The 19352-nt window shown below is 44.4% G+C and carries 5 protein-coding genes; all 5 read left to right on the top strand.

The features are described 5' to 3' along the window. The first annotated feature begins 77 nt into the window (after positions 1–77). The 5 genes from P2A85_RS17340 to P2A85_RS17320 all read left to right on the top strand — a co-directional run bounded on the left by P2A85_RS17340 (position 78) and on the right by P2A85_RS17320 (position 19310). Positions 78–446 carry a hypothetical protein gene (locus tag P2A85_RS17340; RefSeq protein WP_377474163.1) on the top strand — a complete coding sequence of 123 codons (369 nt, stop codon included), beginning with the start codon at positions 78–80 and terminating at the stop codon, positions 444–446. Beyond that, positions 433–681, top strand: coding sequence for a PEP-CTERM sorting domain-containing protein (locus P2A85_RS17335; protein WP_377474161.1), 249 nt, complete (start codon positions 433–435; stop codon positions 679–681). Before P2A85_RS17340 ends, P2A85_RS17335 begins: the two co-directional genes overlap by 14 nt. A 450-nt stretch (positions 682–1131) precedes the next feature. Next, positions 1132–14142, top strand: coding sequence for a DUF4114 domain-containing protein (locus P2A85_RS17330; protein WP_377474159.1), 13011 nt, complete (start codon positions 1132–1134; stop codon positions 14140–14142). 126 nt (positions 14143–14268) lie between these two features. Next, complete coding sequence (locus tag P2A85_RS17325) at positions 14269–18345, top strand: RHS repeat domain-containing protein (RefSeq protein WP_377474157.1); 4077 nt, start codon at positions 14269–14271, stop codon at positions 18343–18345. Between the two features lie 53 nt (positions 18346–18398). Next, entirely contained in the window at positions 18399–19310 is a 912-nt protein-coding gene (locus P2A85_RS17320; protein ID WP_377474155.1) for an RHS repeat domain-containing protein, read from the top strand. The last annotated feature ends 42 nt before the right edge of the window (positions 19311–19352 follow it).

Raw genomic sequence — 19352 nt, 5'->3', positions numbered from 1 at the left:
CCGCCCAGCAATCTCAGATTCAAGGCACTCAGTCAGCCCTGCAAACCTACCAAGCTCAAATCAACGAAGCTAATACTTTGGTTAACCAACTCGAACAGCAGCGACAGGAGGCTCAAAATGCTGCTAATTACTGGAACAGCCAGATTTATACTTGGGGAATTGTCGGCTGGCAAAGAGGTAGTTCAGGACGCCAAAATCCTATCTACGGCACGATTTACAATCCGCAGGCTGTAGCTTATCGAAATGAGGCACAAGCGGCTGCTAATATGGCGGCTCAATACCGAGATATAGCTGCACAAAAAGCCCAAGAGTTAACTGCTGCTTTGCAGCCGCAAATCACAGCACTGCAACAGCAAGTATCGGGAGAGCAGCAACAATTGCAATCGCTTGTACAACAGCAACAAACATTGCAGAATCAGCCGCAGCCCGCAATTGCTGCACCGTGATTTGAAGTGCGATCGCCCTTTCTTAATTCCTAGGGGCGATCGCACTTCAGGGGATTTTACTGAGTTTGGAACGGCGATTGAAAAAAAATTAGCTCGCGAGATCGAACCTATTAGCAGCGAACCCGTTCCCGAACCCACTACTGTGTTGGGTACTTTAGCTTTTGGTGCTGTTGTTTCCAGTTGGCGGATGAAGCGCAAACAGCAACAGAAAGTTTTGAATTCAACGATTGGTTAATTTGAGATATTTCACTTCGTTGTAGTCCGTCGGGGGTTTAAACCCCCGCCTCATAGCTAAAGTCCTCTTCAGAGGACTGAAGAGTTTATTGAGAATGTTGGTTTTTGGTGAGTTGACTGGAGGAGTTACGCACTCTGAGGAAAGAAACCGGGTTTTTACCTAATCTGCGGGCTGGAATGAAGTATTTCGTGAAAAACCCGGTTTCTGGAATCGCCCATTTTGAAAAAAAGTTTCCAGATTTGCGGAAAAACTTGGGCCGGATTCCGTAAGTAATAACAAGAGGCCGATCGCCCGTTTTAAAAAAAAGTTCCAAGATTTGCGGAAAAAGTTGAGCCGGAGTTCGTAAGTAATAACAAGAGGCCGATCGCCTTTTTGGCAATATTGGCTTTGGCTGAATTTGATTTCATTATATCACTTTTAATTCAATCCTCGACTAGGAGTGCAATTTGAATGGCTACCACAAATGAAGTTTCCAGCAACCTTCTGCTAACCGATGTTTTGACAACTGACACTTTACCAGGAAGTGCGGCCAAAAATCCCCTCCTCAACCCTTTAAGTAGCAGCAACAGTCAAAATATTGGCGGTAGTCCTTTGATAGCGGATAGCAAAACTCCGTCAGTTATTGAACCAGAAAAGCTCTCCAATCCGAATGACACGCTGAACTCTAAAAATGCGATTGCGGAACCCAATAGCAAAAAAATAGATGATTCATTAATTGTTTCGGACACTCTAAAAGGCGGTTTAAGCGACTCACCCAGCACCAGTATTAGTCAGAAAACTCTATCTTCCAGTCCTGGTACAGATGTCAAAGATACCCTGACTGGAAGCACAAAAGATGCACAGTTAGTTGTGATTAAAGGCGACAGTATTACAGCAACTGATTCCTTGACTAATCCTCAGAGTGTGGAGAAGATAGCATCTGATAAAACTCCCGATACCTTAGTTGAAAAAGAAACTAAGACAGAAATTGCGATCGCCCCAAATACCTCTGTCGCAGAATCCAAACCAGCAACGACTACCTTAGCTGAGAAAGAAACTAAGACAGAAATTGCGATCGCCCCAAATACCTCTGTCGCAGAATCGAAAACCACAACGACTACCTTAGCTGAGAAAGAAACTAAGACAGAAATTGCGATCGCCCCAAATACCTCTGTCGCAGAATCCAAACCAGCAACGACTACCTTAGCTGAGAAAGAAACTAAGACAGAAATTGCGATCGCCCCAAATACCTCTGTCGCAGAATCCAAACCAGCAACGACTACCTTAGCTGAGAAAGAAACTAAGACAGAAATTGCGATCGCCCCAAATACCTCTGTCGCAGAATCCAAACCAGCAACGACTACCTTAGCTGAGAAAGAAACTAAGACAGAAATTGCGATCGCCCCAAATACCTCTGTCGCAGAATCCAAACCAGCAACAACGGTTACAGAAGCTAGTAAAATCGATAAATCAACAACAGACAAACCAGCCAATACTGTCGCCGATATCAGCAAAAATAGCAACCACGAAAGCTCTCAATCTACCACACAAACAGAAAATAAAGCTGTAGAAAAAACTGAAATCTCAGTAATAGAAGCATCCAAAGAACCAAATACAATATCTACCAAACCAGAGATTTTAGCAGCAAATAATCCTTTTGTATCGGGAAAATTTCTTGTTGATTCAAAAGGTCAAGTGGGCATAGATTTTGTATTTGACGGTGGCTTGTTTCGGGGACAGCTAGCCATTTTCAGCCTCAAAGGTATGGAGAAGTTTGTACCGGGTTCAGACGAATTTATTAAAGAAACAGCTTCGAGAGCACTTAGTAACTCTGCAAAAGGTCATGTAGTGATTAATGATTTGAGTGAAGGTGCAAAATTTACGGGTAATTTACCTGAAGGCAATTCTAATGAAGGAAGTTACTTAGGAGTTAAGACTTTTGCGATGACTCCGGGTGAAGAATTTGGGGTGATGTTAGTGCCGAATGGGACTGTACAAGAGGTACTGAATAATCCGGCGATCGGAGGAAGCAAACGTCCTTTGTTTTCTATGGCTACGGCGAACCCCAATCAGGCGTTTCAGGTAGGACAAATTGCTGATGTAACAGGGGATGGAAACACCTTCGCAATGGAGGATATGCGGGTCGATTTAGGGAGCGATCGCGATTACAATGACTTCGTATTTCAGGTACGGGGTGCGAAGGGCAATGCAGTGCGTTTGAATGATGTGATTAATGCTGATAAAGATTGGCGCAAAACGGATATGGGTCAGGCTTTGATTGCTTATTCTAAGCCCTACGTTGAACAGAAGATAGAACCGAAAAAAGAAGATGCAAAACCTGTAAATAATAATGGATCTGGTTCAGTTTTAGATATTCCTATTCCTGATGTTGCAAGTGCTTCAAAAGATGAGGACAAAAAGGCGATCGCACCTGTTTCTCCTGCGGCTGAATCTGTGTCGAAAACTGAGGTTGCTACTTCAGATAAGGCTGTAACGCCAGCGGTGAAGATTGAAGAGGAAAAAAAGGCGATCGCACCTGTTTCTCCTGCGGCTGAATCTGTGTCGAAAACTGAGGTTGCTACTTCAGATAAGGCTGTAACGCCAGCGGTGAAGATTGAAGAGGAAAAAAAGGCGATCGCTCCTGTTTCTCCGGCTGCTGAATCTGTGTCTAAAACTGAAGTTGTTACTTCAGATAAGGCTGTAACGCCAGCGGTGAAGATTGAAGAGGATAAAAAGGCGATCGCACCTGTTTCTCCGGCTGCTGAATCTGTGTCTAAAACTGAAGTTGTTACTTCAGATAAGGCTGTAACGCCAGCGGTGAAGATTGAAGAGGATAAAAAGGCGATCGCGCCTATTTCTCCTGGTACTGAATCTGTATCGAAAACCGAAGTTGTTACTTCAGATAAGGCTGTAACGCCAGCGGTGAAAATTGCAGAGGACAAAAAGGCGATCGCGCCTGTTTCTCCGGCTACTGAATCTGTCGAGAAAACTGAAGTTGTTACTTCAGATAAGGCTGTAACGCCAGCGGTGAAGATTGAAGAGGAAAAAAAGGCGATCGCGCCTGTTTCTCCGGCTACTGAATCTGTCGAGAAAACTGAAGTTGTTACTTCAGATAAGGCTGTAACGCCAGCGGTGAAGATTGAAGAGGATAAAAAGGCGATCGCACCTATTTCTCCTGCTGCTGAATCTGTCGATAAAACTGAAGTTGTTACTTCAGATAAGGCTGTAACGCCAGCGGTGAAGATTGAAGAGGATAAAAAGGCGATCGCACCTATTTCGACTAATCCTGAGCTCAATAGAAATAAAGATGCGACAACTTCAGAAGCAAAGGAAACAGCATCAACCTTAACTGAACCTCAAACAAAAACTAATACAACTCAGTCAACAGTCGAAACTACTAACGCTCAAAATCCAGTTATTCTCCCAACTCCAGAAGTTCCTCAATCAAAATTAGATATTCCTGCAAATAACTCCCTGTCGAATCTCACACCGGGAGTATGGACTGTTGACAAAACTGGTCAAATCAGCTTTGATTTCCTCGTTGATGCCGGTTTTTATGAGGGAGAAATTGCGATCGTTAATTTATCGGGAATGGAGCAATATCCGCTGAATTCCGATGCTTTTAAACAAGAAGCGGTTAAACGTGCTTTAAGTAGTTCAGAATTGGGTCATGTGGTGATTCGCGATCGCCTGGAAGGTGCGAGATTTAGCGGTGAATTTGGCGAACCAAATGTTAATCATGGTCAATACCAAGGTATCAAAACTTTTGCAATGCCTCCTGGTGCCAAATTTGCTGTGATGTTAGTTCCTAATAGCACCGTGCAAGAGATATCGGAATCTCCCAGTCTTTTGGCGGATAAAACTCCCCTGTTTTCAATTCCAGCAGCTAATCCCGATAGTCAAGGAATGTTGGCTGATTTCACTGGTAATGGCAATACTTTTGGTTGGGAAGATATACCTGGAAATCAGGCTGATCGCGATTTTAATGACTTGATTTTTGCGATCGATGGCGCGACTGCCAACGTACCAGAACTCGCAGCCAATGTCAATGCTAATACTCAATGGCTGGAGTCAAAAGCAGGTCAGGAAATTTTAAATCAGGCGCTACTTAATGATAAGCCTCCTGCGATTAAACCCGTTGTAGATATTGCCTTAACTCCCGCACAGCCTACCCGCATAATTGACCTATCTCAAGTATTTGTTGACCCGGAAGCTAGCACTTTAAAATATGAAGTGGTTGAGGGTAACAGCCCATCTTTAGCTGTTAGTTTGCAGGGCAATAATTTACAACTGACAGGATTGCCGCAATCGGGAGTAACAGATGTCGTAATTCGGGCGACAGATGCAGCAGGTAATTCTGTCATTCACAACTTTGCAGTTACTAATAGCAATCTCAGTACGGAGTCAATTACTGCTGTCAATAATGCGCTCACAGATTTCACAAAAGTCATAAATCAAAATTCGCAAAGTTTTAGCGAGGCTTTGAGTACCGATGCAGCAGCAGAATCTCTGGAAAACCTGGCAACTTTATTAGAACAATATCCCGATGCTCTCCCGCTATTTAATAACCCAGATTCTCTGGCTAAACTTGGCATAAGTGACAGCAATATTCCGACTATCCGACAATTACTGCAAAGTCCAGAAGTAGCGGCGGAATTCGGGCTTTCAGTGTCTTTAGGAGAAGCTTTGAGCCATCCTGATTCCACGGGATTTGATGAGTTTTTGTTGAATGCTGATGAGGCGATTTCTCTGCTGCCCTCTGATGCTCAGCAGCCGAAAATTGGGTTTATTGATTTTACTGAGGGAGAACACGTTCAGCGAGTTACTTCTGCATTTTCTTCGATTAATTCTCTGGCTAATTACGATACTTTTACTGTCAATAGTGGGGATTGGGCGGAGCAATTGAGGCGGTTTGTAGATGGAGTGAAGGAAAGTGGTGAAAATCGGGCGATCGCAAATCTGAGTTTAGATTTATCCCAATTAGATGATATCGGTGTTACCACTCGTTACGAACTGACTCCTGAAGAACAAGCTGCGATTCTATATGCCCGCGAAAATAATGTTTTGCTAGTTGTTTCCGCAGGGAATACTGGCGGTGTAATGTCAGCTTTGGGAGCGGCTAGCAAGCAATTTGATAACATTATTACTGTCGGTGCTGTCAATCAATTTGAGTCGAAAACTGACTATTCTGCCTACGGTGAAGGACTCGATTTAATGGCTCCTGGGGGTTCCTGGGCGAACGATGCTAATGCTTTTGTCGGTACTTCGCGATCGGCATCCTATGTCACAGCCGCAGCTTCTTTAGTTTGGGCAGCAAATCCAGCATTAAGTTTGACACAAGTCAAGCAATTGCTGATAGATACCGCAGCAGATTTGAATACACCTGGATGGGATAAAGAAACTGGGGCGGGTTTGGTAGATGTAAAAAGTGCGATCGATCGCGCTTTATCACTTGAACCAAAACCCCTAGAACCACTAAAACCAGGGATGCAGGTAAGTTTATTCAGCGGGGAAGGCCGCGTTGAAACCTTAGCAAGAGCTGCATCTGAGCCAACTCAAAAGGCGATTTCTGAGTTAGAGAAAGCCCAGCAAGATTTACTCGAACAGTGGCAAGTATTAGCAGATTTGGGTAATCCGTATCTCACTTTATCTGAGTTACAAGCTGACTCAGTTCAGAAAATTGCCGATGCTTTGAATAAGTATCGAGAAGTTAGTACGAATGCCGGGATTACTGACGCTCACAACCAACAAAGAGTAGAAGAATTAGCCCTGGCAACAAGTCACTATCTGATTGAAAACGACCGACTGCAAAAGCTTTTGGCACAGCAAAAGGAACTTGAGGAAAGATTAGCTAAACTTGGGAAAGATAAATCGGCTTTAGAGGCAGAAACTCAAAAACTGTTAGAAGCCATTCAAGCACAAATTGCCAAAGCTGAGACAGATTTGGCTAAAGCTCAAGCTAAATTGCTCAATCCTTTTGCGAATGTTGGCGATAATTTGCAGACAGATCCCGCACCTTGGCGAGAAGCGGCAAATAAACAACAGGAATTTGCTTCTAATTTCCAAGAACAAGCTGCAATTCAAAATGCAGAAGCGACGAGATTTAGCGCAATTTCTAACAGCATTAATCCCGCCCGCTGGCAACCTGTTGGTTCAGAAAAGGGCGCATCCGGCCGCCGGCGAGAAATTTGGGGTATGGCAAATGACCCAAACTTGTTAAGACAGAAAAATCAATCGCAATGGCAATCCCAAATTGCTGCTCAAAATTATCAAAATTTACAGCAGTTATCGCAGCAAGCAGCACAGCAGGAAAGTGCTTTAAATCAGTACGCTCAATTCCTAGAAGAAAGACCAACTAATCTCGGTGAAGAAGGTCTCGATAAAGCTGGTAAAGTGCTGCAACTTTTGCAACAACAGGCCGCAGAACAAGCAAAGATTGCTGAAAATTATACCAATTTAGCTGCTATTGCTGGGTCGCGCCAACAACAAAATCAAATTCAAGCTAATTGGCACAATTCTCAAATAAATCGTTGGCAACAAATAGGTACTAAACGGACTGGTAGTTCTGGAAAAAATACCGAACCTGTTTATGGAACTGTACACTATCCCGAACATATTGGGCCACGAGATATGGCTCAACAATTAGCTAATCAAGCAGCTTCTGAGTCGCAAGCTTACGGACAGTTAGCGCAACAAGCACAGCAACAAGCAAGCGCCCTGAAAGAACAGGCAAGAAAGTTAGAAACTGGCATTAAAGATTGGCCTGTTTTGAAACAGGGAATTGACTATGAAATTGCGGCGGATGCGTTACGGTTGCAAGCTGAAAAAGATTTGTTGGATTTGCACGATCCCGTACAGCGGCAAAAGTTAGAAACGCTACTTCAAGAAATCGATCTAGCTGAAAAAGAACTGCAAAGGCTGGAAAATGAAAAGATTCCCGCGCAAAAGCAGCTAACAGATTTAACCGAAAATCGGTTGAAGGAAAGTCAGGCTAAGTTAGAGGCAATTCAAGCTGAGAAAGCTGAATCTGCGAAGAATTTGCAAAACTTCTTAGAAACTGCTGGTTTCTTATTGCCCTATCGCGAGAGGTTGTTAGCGGTTGACAAGCAAATTGAGAAGTTAGAATCCGAACAACTGGATGCGTTCAAGACAATGCTGGAGTTGCAGAATCAATTGCAGAAAAATCCTAGCGATAGTTTGCAGCAACAGTTGAACAACTGGCGAAATTATTTGCAGAAGTTAGAGCAAGAATTGGCTTGGGCTAAGTTGCAGCGCGACCAGTTAGCAATGGCTTTGGCTGATTCGCCGGAACGTTTGGCGATCGCTAACTTAATCAAAAATCTCGAAACCGCACCCACATCTATCAATCCAAAATCCAAAATCCAAAATCTAAAATCCTATGAGGGAAGTGGCGCGAATTTCTTAGCTGGTTTTGATAATTTAGCTAGTCGCTTAACTCAAGGGAAAACTGAGCAAGCACAAACTGAGAAATCTCTCGCAGCACTCCAGAAAGAATATCGCGAGTTGGGTTTGAAGAAAGCCGATTTAGAAAAACAGATTCCAGAGAAACAAAAACAAATTGTTGATAAAGACAAGGAAATTCAGGGGACGGAAAGTGCGATCGCCCAAACTACATCCAGTTTATCGACAATTTCCGCAGCGCAACTGACGGATATTCCAAGTGCGATCGGCTCTACAGATGCCGCAATTCAGCAGCAAAAATCGGCGGTACAAGGTTATCAAAATCAAATCAATCAAGCCTTTGCTGCTGCACAACAATTTGAACAGCAGAGACAGCAGCAACAAGCTAATGCTAATTATTGGAATTCACAGATCCCTAGTTGGTTTTTGAATCTTCCAGATGGACAGAAGTCAGTATTATTAAATAATCCGGGATTATTAAATATTCCGATTGCTGGATTATTAAATAATCCCGGATTCTTAAGTAACAATATTAATCAGGCGATCCTTAACCGAGATGCGGCCCAAGCTGCTGCTAATTATTTTGCACAACAGCGAGATTTAGCCACCTCCAATGCACAACAACTGAATGCCACTTTGCAGCCTCAAATTGCCACTGCTCAACAGCAAATAGGCACACTGGAAACAGACAAAAACCTTTTAGTTAAGCTATCAGGATTAAATGCTCAACTATCGCAACAACAACAGCAGCGGGATACTCTTGTCAAAGATTTGGATAAGCTGAATCAACAAAAAGCTGATACCAAACAAAAACTGATTGACAAATATCGCGAAATTGAACTTACCAGTCAATACTTGGAGCAAGTTGAAGGTGAAGTCGATCGCCTGCAAAGTCGCCTTGATGTTCTCAATCGTACTGGTGTTTTACAAACTAAGTATCAGCAGGATTGGAACGCATGGCAGCAAGCAAATCAAACTCAAGTAACTGCCACTCAATCTTTATTAGCAACTCGTCAAGCTGGGGAAGCGGACAGGCAGCAATTGGCTGATTTGCAGTCACAATTAAAGCCTGTTCAAGAGAATCTGCAAAAAGGTCGATCGCTCCAAACATCTCTTGCCGGTACTCAACAAGCCCTCGCTTTTACCAACCTGCAAATCGGCAACCAAAATTTAGTGATTCAAAGTGCGATCGATAACGATGCTGGACTCGCAGCAGCGGAACGCTCTTTCTTGAATTTGGCTGATGCAAGTCGGCAAAAAACCTGGTATTGGAATGGCAGTGCTTGGGCTTACAATGCTGGCGAAGCTGCGGCCGCTCGCAGTCATTTGCAAACAGCTTCGTTGATGGCAGATGAGCGTAACAAACTGTGGCAGCGCCGTCAAGAAGCAGCGAAGAAAATTAATGAACTAACTCAGAAAGCCGCCGAACAACAGTCACAAATTGCCAGTCTGAACTCCCAGTTACAAGCGTTGGGAGGAGTGCCACAACTGGAAGCGGAGTTTAATCGGGTACAAAGTGCGATCGCATTTGTGAATCAGCGCTTGCAACCCCTGCAAAATCAAGAAAATCAACTGATTCAAACCATCAAAAATGCAGCATCTCAGGCCGCAAATCTGGCCGCAGAACTGGCACAAACAACTCAATTAAAATCGACCTCACTGCGTCAGTTAATTGGTTTGGGAATGCTGGCTTCGGAATCCGATGTTGATTTCTTTGCATCACAAGTCGAGCCGCAAGTCAATACTCATTTGGAAAAAATGCGCGGTCAAAGTCAAGATTTGACAAATCAAATCAACAGCATTAATGAATTAGTTGCTAATTGGGAACAGCAACTCGCCAATACAACCGATCCGGTGAGTCAGGAATATCTGAAGAATTTGATTCAACTTTCAAAATCTCAAATTAGCAGTTTAGAAGCATTGCAAGAGTCGAGTCAGACGGCTGCTGACGATTTAGAAAAATTGCTGAAACAAGCAACAGATGCGCTGCTTCCCTTGCGGCAAAAGCAAGAATTAGAAATCCGCCAGAAGCTAGAAAGCAATGAAAATCGCCTCAATGCTTTGCAGTCTCAGCTAAATTCTGAAAACGCGGCTGAGGCGGCAATTAAAGATGACACCGTGCTAGCTCATGCCCAACTTACCGACCAAGTTCGGCAAGATTTAACTAATAGCGTCAACAACAAAACTCAAGAGCTATTAGAGGGCAACCCGATGACGAAAAAATTGGGTGATAATCAGCAAAAGTTGTCTGAATCTGTTGATGCTTTGATAGCTGAAATTAACAGTCAATTTGCTGACCCCTACGGCGCATATCAGCGGAGTGAGGCGAATCTAGAAGATGGGATTAAGACTCTTGGAGTTGTGGAAAATCGTGCGGATGCACTGGATACTGCTTTTACTTCTACCGAGCAAGCAATTGAGAAAATTAAACTCCGCATTAAACAAGATGAAGAGTTGTGGCAAGAGATTGCTCCGATTGCGATGCGTTACGGTGTTGAGTCGCAGGAATTGAAGGATTATCAAGCACAAGTAAAGTCAATTCTAGGTTCCAAAACATCTCAGACAGAAATAGATGCAGCTACTAAAGAATTAAGAGCGCAATTCCTCAAAGAGCATCCTGAAAACGGTACAGCGATCGATTTGTTGCAAGGAGCAACTTTAGAAGGACGTAGCCCAAATCAGCACATATCCAACTTGTTAAATTCAACAGTGGATACATTGCTAGCTGCTGATGCTGTCGAAGGGCGAAATCCAAATCAAGCACTATTTGATAAAGCAAAAGCCGAACAAGCCTCCCACGAAGCGCAAGGTTATGCAGCTTTAGCGCAAGCGGCTTGGTACGAACAACAAGCCGCTTATCATTGGTCTGTCAGTCGGAAAAATGGGCCTTACTGGTACGAGCAACGCTGGGTTAAAAGACGCTCTGGAAAAGGTTATTGGGAGACTGTTACTCATGTTGACCATAATTGGATTCTTTGGAGTCAATATTCACAAATATTTCCCCAGTTGCGGCAACAAGGAATTGCACATCTCGCAGAAGCCGATAAATGGCGCAAGGAAAAAGAGCGCATCGAACCGCTGGCGAAACAGTGGACTGAGGCAAATAATGCGGCCAATGAAGCTCAACCTCCTGTTACAGAAGCCCGCAATTTCTTTGCACAATTAGAAGAGGCTCGCAAGTCGATTCCTGGTGACAAAATACAACTGGAATTATTAGAAAAACTGTTGCCAACGCTGAAGCAACAGTTAGAACAAGCCGAGACTGAAGCCGCCGCCCAAAATGCTAAAGTGCAGCAACAATGGGAAGACTACGATACTAATTCTGAGGAGTATCGCGCTGCTGTTGCTGATATCCTGGAACGTCGCGGGGAACTCAACAAACAAGCCATAGAAACTCAGCAAGAAATTGCGGATGTAGAAAAATGGGTTGAGCGGCAAAGTGTAGCCCTAGCACCGGAATTAGCAGGCACAAAAGCGCTAATTGATTCCCTGAAACAGCAACAGCAGGCAATTGCTAATCAAATTGCCGAATTTGTCAAACAAGGTGCTACTGTAGACGGTTTGCAAGATTTATACAGCAAAGAAGCACAGTTAAAACAAACCTTGCAGCTAGTGACAAATAAAGCTGCAATTCTCACCGCTCAGCAAACCGCGCTGACTCAAAAACGCACGCTGTTAACAGCACAAAATGAGGTAATTATTGCCGAACAAAGGTTACTCGATGCCTACACCAAAGACCCGGATGCTGACACCAGCAATTTACAAAAACAATTGCAAGATGCCCGTGCTGCTTTAGCCGAAGCCCAGCGTTTAGCTGAACAAGCTGAAGCTGCTAGCAAGATTCTCACCGCACCATTGCAACAATTGAAGGAAGATTTGTTGGTACAAAATGACGAACATCTCAAGCAAGCGAGGGAAAATCAAAAGATTCTGAAAGCGTTAGTAGAAGCTACTCAGGCGAATGCTAACTACACCATTCAAGCAGCACAAAAGCAGCAAGAAGTCAATAACTTTGAGTTCCAGATTTTGCAGCGATTGCAGCAAGCAACTGACGCGGGTTTCAAAGAAGCGAAAGCGCTGTTAGATGTGGCCAAGAACAACGACATGGCGACGGCGGCAGAGATTTACTATCGCGATTACAGCGACTTAGCGAGCGATCGAGGTAGTAAAAGCAGTCCCGGTTTAGCGCAACCTCAAGACCGAATCTTAGCCGATCGATACTATCAGGAAATGCTGAATAACCGGGAGTTGCAGCGTCGCGCTCAAGCACAAGCTGATGCCTTTGGAGCAGCGAGAAAAACTGCTGAAGCACAGATGAAAACGCTGCAAGCACAGCAAGAAACGGCTGCTAAAATATTGAGCGATTTGAATGACAAAATTGCCACTACCCAGGAGGAAAGGGAAAAGAAAGAACAGGAATTAGCCATTGCTCAAGCACGTCTCGATGGGATTACCCGCATCCGCGAACAAACGGAACAAACGTTTATTCAGTTAGTAACTATCGAAAAACTGAATTTAGCTCAAGCGCAATTAGAGCAAGAAATTGCCGAATCGCGTCAGAAGGGAATTGATGAAGCAGTGCAAGCGAGGATGGAGCGAGACAGAGTAGAAACGGCACGTCAGAGAACAGAAACTGTTGCCAAAATCGAATTGTTGCGGCAATTGCAAGCCGAAGATAATTTGCGGCAATCGTTAAATGAGGCGCGGGGAAATCTGGGAATGACAACCCTCGAAGCAACGGACGATCCGGTGCAATTGCAAACACAATTAGCGGGACTTCTCGCATCGCTGAAAGATTTGGAAACTCAGCAGCAATCTGATTTGCCGGCGGATTTGAAGGCGTTGTTAGCAGAAGCGCGGGGTGATATTCATGAAGCGCTGCAAGGCAAAGAAGCGGCGAATATTCAGGAAAATCTGCTGAAGGCAATGGACGGTTTGATCGGGCAAATTCAGCAGTACAAAACTGAGATAAATCGGATTGATTTAGAGGAACAGTGGGATACTCAGTTGTTGCAAACTGCCCAAACAGATTTGCAAGGTGCTTCTCAACAATTGTTGAAAGAGTTGCAGCGTGCTGAGGAATTATCGGGTGAAAAGCAGGTGATTGAACCGCTGTATATGGAGGCTTTGACTAAGGTTGCTTATGCGGAACAAGCCGTGGATATTTCGGAGGATTTGGCTAAGCAGTCCAAGGAGATGTTGGACCAGATTATCAAGCAGCGGGTTGCGGAACGGAAGGCTCGGAAAAAGGCTTTTTGGAATAAGATATTGGGGATTGTTAGTGGTGTGATTGGTTTGCTGAGTGCCATTACGTTTTTCATCCCAGGTCTACAGCCACTTTCCATAATTCTGGGGGCCGCTAGTGCTGGAATTAATGCTATTCAATCAATCATCAACGGCGACTGGTTGGGTGGTATCTTCAGCATAGTAATGGCGGGGGTAAATGCTGTTACCGCTGGTATAGGTAATGCACTAACTAAAGGCGCTCAATTAGCAATTAAAGGATTGCAATCTGTTGCTGCTGGTGCTTTTAATGGTGTTCGTTCTATGATGTCTGGTGACAATATTATGGGATTCTTGCAAATTTTAGGAGGTGTTGCGGGTGCTGTTACTTCCGGGCTTTCTAGTTTCATTGGTCAAGCACCTTCTTTAATTCAAAAAATGATGCTGCAAGTTTTCAATAGTTTGGAAAAAGTACCAACCATGATTTATAGTGGGATTAAATCAATTGAGAATGGCGATTGGTTTAGCGCGATCGGTAACATTTTTAATTCTGTTATCACTCTTGGTACAAACTTCGCTGGAGTGTTTAATAGTACGGCTGGCAAAGTATTTGAATATCTGGGCAAAATTGGGAATACTGGCTTAGCCATAGGTGGCGCGATTAAGGAAGGCAGTATTGAAGGTTGGTTGTCTGGAATTACCAGCATCATTGGGATGTGGGGGCCTGATATTGCCAAGTTGGTCGATCGGCTAAAAGGAGAACCACTTAACCCAGTTCTGGTGGGAGAAGGTGGCGATTTGGTTTCTTCTTGTTCATCTGAAAAATCAGCACCGTAGGTTGGGTTGAGGTAACGAAACCCAACATCTAACCACTCATCAATGTTGGGTTTTACTATCGTTCAACTCAACCTACAATTTCACTACAAGTTCACAAAAACACACAATAATTTAGAGGACAAAATCATGTTACCTATTTCTTTCATCGAAATTCAAAACCAAATCTTAGGTGCTGTTGTCGGGATTAATGGAACGCCGTTTAGCCTGAATTACAGTAGCGATCGCACTTCAGGCCGTCAAGCAGCTTATACCCGCACAATTCCGGTCAGCGGTTCCCACGTCGCAGCCGATTTAGAAAGGATTGAACTGGAAATTAAGGTTGCGGGACAAGAATTTAAGCAGGTTTTTCCGCCGCAACCAAATCAAATTTACACCTTTGTCTGGGATGGGAAAGATGCTGATGGTAAGCTATTATCTGGCAAGCAACCCGTCACTATTCGCACCACTTTTATTTATCCCGAATCCCAATACAATCAATCGAAGGAAGGAACGACTACTCTGGGAACTTGGAATGCGATCGCCCAAGGTTTAGGCGGTTGGACTTTGAACGTTCATCATGCTTATGATGTTGTTGGAAAAACTCTGTATTTTGGTAATGGTCAGCGGCGAAATAATGTAGAAGCGATCGCACATTGCAATCTGGAAGCGATCGCACATTCTGTCGCTAGTATCAATGTCCGCCGGGGGTTAAAACCCCCGTCTCATAGCGAAAGTCGGTTGAAACCGACTGAAGATAATTCTTCTTCTTCAGGCGATATCCGCCAGGGAATTAATTCCCTGTCTCATAGCGAAAGTCGGTTAAAACCGACTGAAGATAATTCTTCTTCTTCAGTCCACTTCAGTGGACTTGAGCTATTAGACGGGGGTTTTAACCCCCGGCGGGATGACAACGAAGCCCACAATCCCCGGCGGGATGACAACGAAGCCCACAATCCCCGGCGGGATAACAACGCAGCCCACCACCCCCAGCGGGATGACAACGCAGCCCACCACCCCCAGCGGGATGACAACGCAGCGAACAAAAACCAAACTAACGAAATAGCTATTCCCAGTGAAGGTGGCGGTCAACTCTACATTTTCGACAACACAGGTCGTCATCTGTACACCATCAGCACTCTCACTCAAGCCTTAATCTATCGCTTCGAGTACGATGATGCTGGCTCTTTAAAATCTATTGCCGATGGTGACAACAACATTACCCAAATAGACGGCCACGCTGATGGTTTTTCCATTGCCATTATTGCCCCTTACGGTCAGCGTACTAACTTAAATCTCAATGCAGACGGCTACTTAAAAAGCGTCACCAATCCTGCCAATGAAAGCAGCGCATTTAACTATACCAATCATGGTTTGTTAACCAGCTTCACCGACCCGAAAGGCAATCTATACCAATTTGAATACGACGAATTAGGACGTTTAAAAAGCCGTCAAGAACCCGATGGCAGTTTCGATTTATTGGCGCGAACTCGCACGGAAAATGGCTTCACAGTCGCTAAAATTACCGCTACAGGACGCGAGTCTACCTACTTAACCGAGCGCTTGTCCACAGGTGAAGAACGTCAGGTTAATAAAGGTTGCGGCGGTACGGGTGCGATCGTTGCGCTAACTGGCAAAGATGGTACAGAAACGATTACTTATCCTGATGGCAGCACTTTCATCCAAGAACAACAACCCGATCCGCGTTTTGGCAAACAAGCATCTTTATTAAAGCGGACTGTCTTGAAAACTCCTGGGGGATTGACAGCAAATTTATCATTAACGCGGTCTTGTAATCTCGCCGATCCTAATGACCCGTTGAGTTTAATTTCTCTCACCGATACGGTAGATTTCAACGGACGTAAATCGACTACTACTTTTGATGCAGAAAATAAGCAAATTATCTACCAATCTCCAGCAGGACGGCGCAGCATTCTAAATTTAGATGAAGGAGGAAGGGTGATTAAAACTGAGACTGCTGGCTTAGAATCTGTCAGTTTTAACTACGACGATCGCGGGCGTTTAATTAGTGCGATGCAGGGAAATCAGATGATTCTTAATTACAGCTACGATGAACAAGGTCGCCTCAGCAGTCTTGGCAATGCGGAAGGCAATCAAGTTCAGTACAGCTATGATGAAGTTGGGCGAATTATTCAGACGACTTTACCCAGTGGCAGAACTTACAATTTTGCTTATGATGCTAATAGTAACTTGACTCAAATTATCGTGCCAAATGGTGCAGTGCATAGCCTTAACTATACGCCAGGAAATTTAGAAGCGGGTTATCTGCCGCCTGCGATCGATCCCTCTAACTCCCCCCTGGTTAATAGCGAAGAGAACCCCCCCAACCCCCCCTTGCTAAGGGGGGGCTATGAGAACCCCCCCAACCCCCCCTTAGCAAGGGGGGGCTATGAGAACCTCTCTAACTCCCCCCTTAGCAAGGGGGGCGGGGGGGGTTATTCCAGCACCTACGACTCCGAACAACAACTGACAAATTCTACCCTTCCCAGTGGTCGAACTGTCCAAGGAATTTACAATCAATCAGGCGATTTAGAACGGGCAACCTACCCAGAAGCAACGGTAGATGTCACCTACGAAAAAGAGTCAAAACGGGTGACAAAACTCGTCCGCACTCCCGCAGATGGCGACACTCCCCAAGAAATGACCTTTACTTATGACGGCGGTTTAGTGACTGAAATGGCGTGGAATGGCGTTGCCAATGGGACTTACCGCTATCGTTACGATAATAATTTTTCCCTTGTTGGGATGCAGTTAGATGACGAACCCGAAATCGAAATGAAGCGAGATGCGGACGGGTTGCTGACCCAATATGGTCAATTTCAAGTAGTAAGAAATCAGGCAACGGGTGCGCCGACTCAGATTACTGATGGCAAGATGAATGTTGACATTGAGTACGATAATTCTGGTCGGGTTATTTCTAGGACAAATCTGGTTAACGGGCGAGTCATCTATCAATTACAGCTTAGTTATGACGTTCTCAGTCGCATTGTCCAGAAGCGGGAAACGGTGACGGGTACAACCCATGTTTACGATTACACTTACGATCTGGATGGTCAATTGATTTTAGTCAAGCGTGACGGTGAAATTGTCGAGCGTTATGTCTATGATGACAACGGCAACCGTACTGAATGGCAGTTAGGAACCCAACAGCATACTGCCAGTTATGATGCTCAAGATCGTTTGATTGAGTTGGATGGAACGCCCTACGAATTTGATGCGGATGGTTTCTTAATGCAGCGTGGTGATATGACGCTCAAGTACAGTGCGACTGGGGAATTGTTAGAGGTGAGTTGGCCTGATGGTAAGGCGATTAACTATACCTACGATAGTATGAATCGGCGGGTGGCGCGGACTGATGAAAAGGGGACGGTGCAGTATCTTTATGGGAATCCTAATCATCCGTTTCAGGTGACGGCGGTGCGCGATAATTCGGGGAAGTTGAGTGTTTATGAATATGATGATTTTGGTTCTTTGTTGGCTATTCGGCGTGGTGCTAGTTGGTATGGTGTTACTACCGATCAATTAGGGACACCGCGAGTAGTTTTTGATGAGAGCGATCGAGTTGTTAAGGTTCTCAAGTGTGACAGTTTTGGTCAAGTTATTGGTGATAGTAACCCAGAGTTTAAATTGCCGATTAGCTTTGCTGGTGGATTGATGGAAGCAGATACAGAGTTAGTGCGTTTTGGTTTCCGGGATTATGATGCTGTGGCAGGTAAGTGGACTGCTAAAGATCCGATTAGCTTTGAGGGTGGGGATGGAAATTTATACTGTTATATCGGCAATAATTCAATTAACCTTAAAGATCCATCCGGACTAAGTCCTTATGTGATTTTGCTAGGTGGAGCCGTAATCGTTGATGCTTTACTAATGAACTCTATAAAAAATAAATCCCAGGAAAAAGCTGATCTTCTTAAAAATAAAGGAAAAATTGATGGCAGACAGCATGGAGTCTACAGACACTGTCTAGCGAGCTGCTGGATAACACTAGATTTTGGAAAACTTCATGCTACAGTAATTGGTGATGCACGCGAGATCCGTCCGTTTTCTGGCAATTCAGCCGAGGATGCTGCCCAAGATCTAGCCAACAATAAGTGTGGGCGTAATTTTGGTTCACAACTACGTAAGACTGGTGGTTCTGTCGAAGATTGTGAAACCAAATGTCTTGAAGGAACATTATCTGGTAATACACCAGGTTTTGTGTATTGATTTGCGCTATTTTTTCGATTTTACTGTTTTCATTTTACCGCGTCATTAATTATATGCTGAAGCAAATAGTCCCTAAAATTTCAGAAATTAGCCCACAATCTATCAATCAACAACAAGGCCAAAAAATTACCTACACCTACGACAGCATGAACCGTCGGGTTGCTCGTAGCGATGAAAATGGCACAACCCAATACCTCTACGGCAACCCCAACCATCCCTTTCAACTCACCGCAGTCCGTTCACCATCAGGCAGTTTAAGCCGCTATCACTATGATGATTTTGGCTTACTCTTTGCCCTAGAACGGGATAACAACTGGTATTACATCACCACCGACCAACTCGGCACCCCGCGAGTCGTCTGCGATGCCAATGGTGAACTCGTCAAAGTTCTGGAATACGACAGCTTTGGTCAAGTTATTGCTGATTGTTACCCAGAGTTTGAACTGCATATTAGTTTTGCCGGGGGGTTGATAGATGTGGATACGGAGTTAGTGCGGTTTGGGTTTAGGGATTATGATGCTGTCGCGGGGAAGTGGACGGCGAAAGATCCGATGGGTTTCGCCGCCCAAAACGGCAACCTATACCAGTACGTCAATAACAATACAATCAACTATAAAGATCCATTAGGGCTTTATCCAAATTGGGTTGTAAACGTAGCCAGCGCCATTATTAATCCTTTCGCCAGTCTCGCCAGTGGATTTGCCCCTTGGTGCGGCATCGGGCCTAACAGAGATGCAGCCGATCCGCCTTCAGGCGCGTGTACAATGCCTAAAAACGCACAAGACCAAGCCTGTATTAACCATGATTTTGCGCTGAAAGGTTTAGGTAAATTTTGGCAAGTGTTTAATGCTGGTGTTTCTCAAGCTCATTGGGAATTAGCTAAAGAATCTACCGCGCCTTTGATGAAATTTTTATTTACTCTTTTATCTTTGCCCGGTTTACCTGCAAGATTATTAAATCCATGAGGTCAATGCCTGAATTGGGGCGAATGCCATTCGCCCCTACTC

Origin of the sequence: Microcoleus anatoxicus (assembly GCF_042465725.1) — a bacterium.
In the GTDB taxonomy this organism is placed as follows: domain Bacteria; phylum Cyanobacteriota; class Cyanobacteriia; order Cyanobacteriales; family Microcoleaceae; genus Microcoleus; species Microcoleus anatoxicus.
Note: the sequence above shows the minus strand (reverse complement) of the source record. Positions and strands in the feature narration are given on the sequence as shown.